Raw genomic sequence first — 7,944 nt, 5'->3', positions numbered from 1 at the left:
GGCACCGGGGAGCCGGTCGTCCCGGGCGTGGTGGGCACGCACCGCGCCGGCCCCCGGTCCGGCTACGGCGCCGCGTGCGGGGCCGCCGGGCGGAACGGCTCCACGGCATCCGGTACCCCCGCCGAGCCTGCTCCGGGCGGGAAAGGGCTCACCCCGCTTCCCCGGCGGGTGCCGCGGACCAGCCTGGTCGCGGAGCTGTGCGACGAGGCGCCGGCGGCCATCGAGGAAGACGGCTTGGACGACTTCACTCCGGAACGCGCGGCTTCCTCACTCGCCGGCTTCCAGCGCGGCACACTCCGGGCTCGCGAGGACGAGGCCGCCGCCTCTCACGGGCCGCCGTGCGACAGCGCGGACTCGGTCGCCCACGCGCCCGTGCCCGTCGCCTCTTCCGAACCCGCTCCCCCACCGGCCGACCGCTGACCACCCGCCGCACCATCCCGGCCACCCGCCGCACAACCTCCGGCGACTCACCCGTTCACCATCGACCGCCGACGAACAACCCCCCGCCGACACCACCGAAGGACCGCCGCCATGACACGCCCCGTTCCCGCCACGAACACCAAGGTGGATCAGTTGCTGACCGGACTCGTGGAGCGGGTCGCCGAGGTGAACCAGGCCGTCGTGCTGTCCGAGGACGGGCTGGTGGTGAGCAAGTCCACCGGGTTTCCGCGGGACGACGCGGAGCGGCTCGCGGCGACCGCCTCCGGGCTGATGAGCCTCAGCAGGGGCGTCAGCATGGACTTCCGCGGCGGCCCGGTGCGCCAGGCGCTCATCGAGATGGCCAACAGCTATCTCATCCTCACCTCGGCGGGCCCCGGCGCCCACCTCGTCGTGCTCACCGGACCCGACGCCGACGTCGGCGTCGTCGCGTACCAGATGAACATGCTGGTGAAGAAGATCGGCGAGCACCTCGGCGCGGCCCCACGCGGCACGGCCGGCCCAGGCGCCGGCCCCGGCGCGTGAGGTGAACGCTTCACGCTCATCAGGAGCCCCGCGTCAGCTCAGTCCGGCCGACTTCAGCCAGGCCCGCGCCACGTCCAGCGGGTCCTTCTTCTCCAGCTGCACCTGCGCGTCCAGGTCGAGCAGGGTCTTGGTGTCGAGCTTCGCGGACACCGCGTCGAGCGCGTCGACGCCCTCCTTGGAGAGCCCGTCCTTGTTGACCAGCGGGGTCACGTTGGCGAAGCCGAAGAGGTTCTCCGGGTCCTTCAGGACGACGAACTTCTCCTTGACGATGGTCGGGTCGGTGGTGAAGATGTCCGCCGCCTGCACGGTGTTGCGGGTCAGCGCCTCCTGGGTCAGCGGGCCGCCCGCGTCGAGCGCCTTGAAGGACTTGAACTCCAGGCCGTAGACGGACTTCAGGCCCTCGAGCCCCTGGTGCCGGGTCTGGAACTCGGGCGAGCCGCCGATCACCAGCTCCGGTGCGATGTCCTTGAGGTCGGCGAGCGTGGACGAGGAGGTGAGCTTGTACTTCTTCGCGGTCTCGGCGTTGACGCTCACCGAGTCCTTGTCCTCGGCCGGCGAGGACTCCAGCAGCGTCAGTTTCTTGTCCAGCTTGGCCTTGACGGCGGAGTTCACCGCCTCGGCGGACTTCTGCTCGGCGTCGGGGTCGAGGTAGGCGAGCAGCGAGCCGTTGTACTCGGGCAGAACGGTGATGGTGCCGTTCTTCATCAGGCCGTAGGTCGTCTCGCGGCTGCCGATGTTGTGCTTGTAGGTGACCTTGATGCCCTTGGCCTTCAGGGCCTCGCCGTAGATGTCGGCGAGCAGGGTGCTCTCGGCGAAGTTGTTGGAGCCGACGACGACGGTGCCGGCCTCGGCCTTCTCCCCGGCCAGCGGGTTGTCGGAGGTGTCCTCGGAACCACAGCCCGCGAGCAGTGCCGCCGCGGCGGTGAGCGCGACGGCCGCCGCGCCGGTGTGCCTCGTCCTGGACCTGCTGTTGTGCGCGGTGGCGGTAGAAGTCATTCACCGATCCAATCCAGCCGCTTTGTGATCAGTCAAGAATCTCCACGTTACGGTTTCTGACGGTGGTTCAGCGTCTGCGCACCCCGGGTGACACCGCCAGCCGTCCCGCCGCCCAGAACACGGCGATGGTGACGAGCGCGAGAAAGGCGACCAGGGTGGCGCCGCCGACCACCTTCTCGTAGTCCCGCTGGTAGAGACCGTCGACGATGTAGCGGCCGAGTCCGCCGAGGGAGACGTACGCGGCGATGGTGGCCGTCGACACGATCTGGATGGCCGCCGAGCGCAGCCCGCTGAGGATCAGCGGGAGCGCGACCGGGAGTTCGACCTGGAAGAGGATCCGTGACTCGTGCATGCCCATGCCGCGGGCGGCGTCCACGGGCGCGGGGTCGACGGAGCGGACCGCCTCGTAGGTGGTGACGAGGATCGGCGGGACGGCGAGGACGACCAGCGGGATCATCACGGGCAGCAGTCCGAAGCCCATCATGACGACGATGAGGACCAGCAGGCCGAAGCTGGGCAGGGCGCGGGCGGCGGTGGCGATGAAGGCGATGGCGTTCCCGCCGCGCCCGGTGTGGCCGGTGAGCAGGCCCGCGGGCAGGCCGATCGCGGCGGCCATGGCGAGGGCCAGCAGCGTGTACTGGACGTGTTCGAGGAGGCGTTGCGGGATGCCGTCGTAGCCCTGCCAGTGGGCGCTGTCGCTGAAGAAGGCGTTGACGAAGTCGAGGACGTTCACCGGGCGGCGACCTCCGGTTCGGGCCGCTCCCGTGTGACCGCGGCTCTCGGCCGCCCGTGCGAGCCGCGCGGCATCCACGGGGTGAGCACCCTCCGCAGCAGCACCAGCAGCGCGTCGCAGAGGATCGCCAGCGCGGCCGTGGTCAGTACGGAGTTGACGGCGAGTTCGGGCCGGTCGTACTTCTGCGCGGCGGCGAGCAGATTGCCGAGGGCGCCCTGGTTGCCGATCAGGGCGCCGACGCTGACCAGGGAGATGCTGGAGGCGGTGGCCACGCGCAGGCCGGCGATGACGGCGGGCGCGGCGATCGGCAACTGCACCTGCAGATACCGGCGTACGGGGCCGAAGCCCATGGCGGTGGCGGCGGCGAGCGTCTCCTGCGGCACCGAGCGCACGGCGTCGACGATCGCCGGGACCAGCACCACCAGGCTGTACACGGCCAGCGGGATCATCACGGTGAGTTCGGTCTGGCCGGTGTAGTCGATGAGGACGACGAAGAAGGCCAGCGAGGGGATGGCGTACAGGACGGTCGTCACGCCGAGCACCGGTGCGTACAGCCAGCGCAGGCGCACGCACAGCTGGGCGACGGGCAGGGCGAGCAGCAGGCCGGCGGCCACCGGCAGCAACGCCTCGCGCACATGGAGGCCGACGAGTCCGAGCCAGCTGTGCTGGAGGTCGCTGGGGATGTCGAAGAAGCCGTTCACGGGGCGACCTCGGCCTTGTCGCTGCGGCCGTCCGCGCTCGTACGGTCCTCGGTGTGCGCGGCGCGGATGGCGTCGGCGATGGTCTGCTGGGAGACCACGCCGGTCACCCGGCCGGTGTCGTCCACGGCGACGGCCCAGCTCGTGGGCGAGAGCACGGCGCAGTCGAGGGCGACCCGGAGCGAGTCGGTGCCGGGCACGAACGGCCGGCCGTGGGGCACGAGTTGGCCGGTGTCGATGGTCCCGGCGCTGGCCGCGCGCCGGTCGGTCCAGCCGAGCGGGCGTCCGTCGGCGTCGGTCACCAGCAGGTGCGGGGCGCCGGAGGCGGCGACGCGCTCGGCGCCGGCGTCCGCCGGGATCACCGCGTCGGTGGTCAACTCCAGGGTGGCGGAGGGGAAGAAGGAGAGGCGGCGGATGCCGCGGTCGGCGCCGAGGAAGTCCTCGACGAAACCGTCGGCGGGTGCGGAGAGCAGCTCGGCGGGCGGGGCGTACTGGGCGAGCCGGCCGCCTTCGCGCAGCACGGCGACCATCGTGCCCAGCTTGATCGCCTCGTCGATGTCGTGGGTGACGAAGACGATGGTCTTGCCCAACTCGTCCTGCAGCCGCAGCAGTTCGTCCTGAAGCCCTTTGCGCACCACGGGGTCGACGGCCGAGAACGGCTCGTCCATCAGCAGCACCGGCGGATCGGCGGCGAGCGCCCGCGCCACCCCGACGCGCTGCTGCTGGCCGCCGGACAGCTGGTAGGGGTAGCGCCCCGCGAGCGCGGTGTCCAGCCCCACGCGCTCCATCAACTCGGCTGCACGGGCACGGGACTTCTGCTTGCCCCAGCCCAGCATGCGGGGCACGGTGGCGATGTTGTCGACGATCGTGCGGTGCTGGAAGAGCCCGGCGTTCTGGATGACGTATCCCATGGACCGGCGCAGCGTGGTGACCGGTTGCCGCTGGATGTCCTCGCCGTCGAGCGTGATGGTGCCCTCGGTGGGTTCGACCATGCGGTTGATCATGCGGAGCGTGGTGGTCTTGCCGCAGCCCGAGGGTCCGACGAGGACGGTGATCGAGCGGTCGGGAATCTCCAGCGACAGCCGGTCGACCGCCACCGTGCCGTCCGGGTACCGCTTCGTGACTGAATCGATCCGTATCAAGACGCCGCATGCCCTTCGGATGGCGGAAACTGGCCAGGTCGCGCGCTCTGTCGCCGGTCGAGTCTAGACGCCGCCTCCGACAACACCCCGGAGGGACGGTGTCCGGGCCGGGGCGGGAGGCCGGTCTTACGGACCGGTGACGTGCGGGGCGTGGCCCTGCTGCCGGGCGCCGGCGCGGGCCTAGCGTGGGCGCATGCGTGTACTGGTCACCGGCGGTGCCGGGTTCATCGGGTCCCATGTCGTCGAGGCGCTCAGGGCCCGCGGGCACGACGTGGTCGTCCACGACGTCCGTGACGATCCGGCCGCCGACGTGCGCGACCCGGACGCGGTGCGCCGCGCGCTGTCCGGCGTCGACGCGGTGTGCCATCAGGCGGCGAAGGTCGGGCTCGGCACGGGCTTCGGCGACGCGCCCGAGTACGTCTCCCACAACGACCTGGGTACGGCGGTGCTGCTGGCGGCGATGGCGGAGACGGGCGTGGGGCGGCTGGTGCTGGCCGGTTCGATGGTCGTGTACGGCGAGGGCCGCTACGTGTGTTCCGTGCACGGTGTCGTGCGGCCGGGCCCGCGGGCGGTCGCCGATCTGGACGCCGGGCGGTTCGAACCCGTCTGCCCTCGGTGCGGGGCGGAACTGGAACCCGGGCTGGTCGGCGAGGACGCACCCGTCGACCCGCGCAATGTGTACGCGACGACGAAGCTGGCGCAGGAGCATCTGGCGGCGGCCTGGGCCCGCTGCACGGGCGGAGCGGCGGTGTCGCTGCGCTACCACAACGTGTACGGCCCCCGGATGCCCCGCGACACCCCGTACGCGGGCGTCGCCTCCTTCTTCCGCTCGGCCCTGGCCCGCGGGGAGGCACCGCGCGTGTTCGAGGACGGCCGTCAGCGCCGGGACTTCGTGCACGTGCGGGACGTGGCCGCGGCGAACGTGGCAGCGCTGGAGGCGGAGTCGGCGCCCGGCACGCTCACGCCCTACAACACCGGCAGCGGCACCCCGCACACGGTCGCCGAGATGGCCCGTGCCCTCGCCACGGCGTACGGCGGCCCCGAGCCGGTCGTCACCGGCGAGTACCGCCTGGGCGACGTCCGCCACATCACCGCCGACTCGGCCCGCCTGCGGACCGAGCTGGGCTGGAAGCCGGAGGTGGGTTTCGAGGAGGGGATGCGGGAGTTCGCGGCTGCGGGGTTGAGGGGCGACTGACCTCGTCGGGAGCCCGGCCGCGGACGCTGTTCAGCCCTCCGCCGTCGGTAGCCGTACCTCGAAGCGGCAGCCGCCGGTGACGTTGTGGACGGTGGTGGTGCCTCGGTGAGCCTCCACGATGCCGCGGACGATGGCGAGGCCGAGGCCCGCGCCGGCCGGCGGGGTGCGGGCGTGGGTGCCGCGCCAGCCGGTGTCGAAGACACGGGGCAGGTCCTCCTCCGGGATGCCGCCGCAGCTGTCCGTCACCGACAGCACCACGCCCTCCTCCGAGCGTTCGGCGGCGACGGCGACCGTACCGTCCGCGGGCGTCCGGCGGATCGCGTTGACCAGCAGATTGCCCAGCACCCGGCTCATCTCCCGCCCGTCCACCTCCACCGGCACCGACTCCACCCGGTCCCCGACGAGCCGTACGCCGTGCTCACGGGCGAGCGGGTCCGCGCCGGCGAGGGCGTCGCCGACCAGGTCGTACAGGGACATCCGGGAGAGCGAGAGCGTCAGCGTGCCCGCGTGGATGCGGGAGAGTTCGAAGAGGTCGCCGACCATGTCGTTGAGGCGTTCCACCTCGGTGCGGATCTGCTTGAGGTAGCGGTCGGGGTCGGCGGCGACGCCGTCCTCCAGCGCCTCGGCCATCGCGCGCAGCCCGGCGAGCGGGGTGCGCAGGTCGTGGGAGATCCAGGCGACGAGTTCCCGCCGGGAGGTCTCCAGGGCCCGCTCACGGTCGCGCGACTCGGCGAGCCGGCGGCTGGTGGCCTCCAGCTCCCGGCTGAGCGCGGCGAGTTCCGCGGTCGCGGGGCCGTCCGGCGCGGCGAAGTCGCCGCCGTCGCCGAAAGAGCGGGCGGCGCGCGCGAGGTCGCGGCTGCGGGCGACGACCCAGCGGCCCAGCAGCAGCGCGGTCGCCAGGGACACCACGGCGGCCATGGCGACGACCGTGGTGACGACGGTGAGGTCGTGCGCCGACAGGAACATCGCCTGGGCGACCGCCAGGGTGCCCGCGAGCATCGCGGTCACGGCGACGGCGGCGACCACCGTGAGGTGCGCGGTCAGCGAGCGCCGGCGGATGAGCAGCAGCACACACGCGCCGAGCAGTCCGGCCGCGGCGGCGCCGAGGAAGGCGAACAGGGCGATGAGGAGGGTGTCGCGCATGGTCAGTCCTCCCCGGTGACTGGGGCGGCGGAGGCGTCGAAGCGGTAGCCGACGCCCCACACCGTCTGGATCAGCCGGGGCCGCGCCGGGTCGTCCTCGACCTTGCCGCGCAGCCGCCGCACATGGACGGTGACGGTGGACAGGTCGCCGAAGTCCCAGCCCCACACCTCGTGCATCAGCTCCTCGCGCGCGAAGGCCCGCCCGGGGTTGCGCAGGAAGAACGCGAGGAGGTCGAACTCCCGGATGGTCAGGGCGAGTTCCGTGCCGTTCTTGTGGGCACGGCGGGCGGCGGGGTCGACCGACAGGCCGGCCGCGCGCAGCACTCCGGCCGGCGAGGGCGCCGGGCGGGTGCGGCGCAGCACGGACTCCACGCGCAGGACCAGCTCGCGGGGGCTGAACGGCTTGGTGACGTAGTCGTCGGCGCCGACCTCCAGCCCGAGGATGCGGTCGTCCTCGTCACCGCGCGCGGTGAGCATGATCACCGGCACGGGCCCCTGGCCGCGCATCCTGCGACACACCTCCAGGCCGTCCATTCCGGGCAGCATCAGGTCCAGGACGACGAGGTCGGGCCGGTGCGCGGCGGCCCGGGCGAGGGCGTCGGGGCCGTCGCCCGCGCGGTCGACGACATAGCCGGCACGGTCCAGATAGCCCGAGACGATCTCCGCGACGGTGGGGTCGTCGTCGACGACGAGGACCCTGGCCCCGGCCCGCGCGGCCTGCTGTTGCTGCTCCATGCGGCCAGCCTCGCACCACGCGCGCGAAAGCGCCGCAGCCGGGCGCCGACGTCCGAGTTTCGTAAGGAGCCGAAGTCCGATATACCCGTTTCACCTTCGTAGGGTGAGAGCCGTGACCTCCTCCTTCAACGGCCCCGACCCGTCCGGCACGTCCGTCGCGGCCCCCGTGGACGTCGTGCTCCCCTGCCTCGACGAGGCCGGCGCGCTGCCGTGGGTGCTCGGGCGCATCCCGCCCGGCTGGCGCGCGATCGTCGTGGACAACGGCTCCCGCGACGGCTCGGACCGGATCGCCCGCGCGCTCGGCGCGACGGTCGTGCGCGAGGAGCGGCGCGGCTTCGGC

Annotated in this window: 8 protein-coding genes and 2 pseudogenes; 4 read left to right on the top strand and 6 right to left on the bottom strand. The window is 72.5% G+C overall.

From position 1 onward, the window contains the following. Window positions 1–420 (top strand): annotated as a pseudogene (locus N4P33_RS29460) (histidine kinase); the annotation flags it as partial. 111 nt (window positions 421–531) lie between these two features. After that, window positions 532–963, top strand: coding sequence for a roadblock/LC7 domain-containing protein (locus tag N4P33_RS29455; RefSeq protein WP_260829984.1), 432 nt, complete (start codon window positions 532–534; stop codon window positions 961–963). A gap of 33 nt (window positions 964–996) precedes the next feature. On the opposite strand, the gene N4P33_RS29450 is transcribed toward N4P33_RS29455, so the two are convergent. From N4P33_RS29450 to N4P33_RS29435, 4 genes are all read right to left on the bottom strand, one after another. Then, entirely contained in the window at window positions 997–1,959 is a 963-nt protein-coding gene (locus N4P33_RS29450) for an ABC transporter substrate-binding protein (protein ID WP_260829982.1), read from the bottom strand. Between the two features lie 67 nt (window positions 1,960–2,026). Beyond that, window positions 2,027–2,692, bottom strand: a complete 666-nt coding sequence (locus N4P33_RS29445) for an ABC transporter permease (RefSeq protein ID WP_260829980.1) — start codon at window positions 2,690–2,692, stop codon at window positions 2,027–2,029. Further along, a complete protein-coding gene (locus N4P33_RS29440; RefSeq protein ID WP_260829978.1) occupies window positions 2,689–3,393 on the bottom strand; it encodes an ABC transporter permease in 705 nt (234 codons plus the stop codon). The genes N4P33_RS29445 and N4P33_RS29440 overlap by 4 nt, the downstream gene beginning before the upstream one ends. Continuing rightward, window positions 3,390–4,532: an ABC transporter ATP-binding protein gene (locus N4P33_RS29435; RefSeq protein WP_260829976.1), complete on the bottom strand. Its 1,143-nt coding sequence runs from the start codon at window positions 4,530–4,532 to the stop codon at window positions 3,390–3,392. Before N4P33_RS29435 ends, N4P33_RS29440 begins: the two co-directional genes overlap by 4 nt. 193 nt (window positions 4,533–4,725) lie before the next feature. On the opposite strand from N4P33_RS29435, the gene N4P33_RS29430 reads away from it, so the two are divergent. Continuing rightward, on the top strand, window positions 4,726–5,727 hold the full coding sequence (locus tag N4P33_RS29430; protein ID WP_260829975.1) for an NAD(P)-dependent oxidoreductase: 1,002 nt from the start codon (window positions 4,726–4,728) through the stop codon (window positions 5,725–5,727). 30 nt (window positions 5,728–5,757) lie between these two features. On the opposite strand, the gene N4P33_RS29425 is transcribed toward N4P33_RS29430, so the two are convergent. Together N4P33_RS29425 and N4P33_RS29420 are read right to left on the bottom strand one after the other, a co-directional pair. Then, window positions 5,758–6,870 (bottom strand): sensor histidine kinase KdpD, encoded by a 1,113-nt coding sequence (locus N4P33_RS29425; protein ID WP_260829973.1) that lies wholly within the window; start codon window positions 6,868–6,870, stop codon window positions 5,758–5,760. A gap of 2 nt (window positions 6,871–6,872) precedes the next feature. Then, window positions 6,873–7,604: a response regulator transcription factor gene (locus N4P33_RS29420; RefSeq protein WP_260829970.1), complete on the bottom strand. Its 732-nt coding sequence runs from the start codon at window positions 7,602–7,604 to the stop codon at window positions 6,873–6,875. Between the two features lie 112 nt (window positions 7,605–7,716). Here N4P33_RS29420 and N4P33_RS29415 point away from each other — a divergent pair. Beyond that, window positions 7,717–7,944: pseudogene (locus N4P33_RS29415) on the top strand (glycosyltransferase); the annotation flags it as partial.

Origin of the sequence: Streptomyces sp. 15-116A, assembly GCF_025290915.1 — a bacterium.
Classification (GTDB): domain Bacteria; phylum Actinomycetota; class Actinomycetes; order Streptomycetales; family Streptomycetaceae; genus Streptomyces.
The sequence above is the reverse complement of the archived record's forward strand: the minus strand, read 5'-3'. Positions and strand labels throughout refer to the sequence as shown.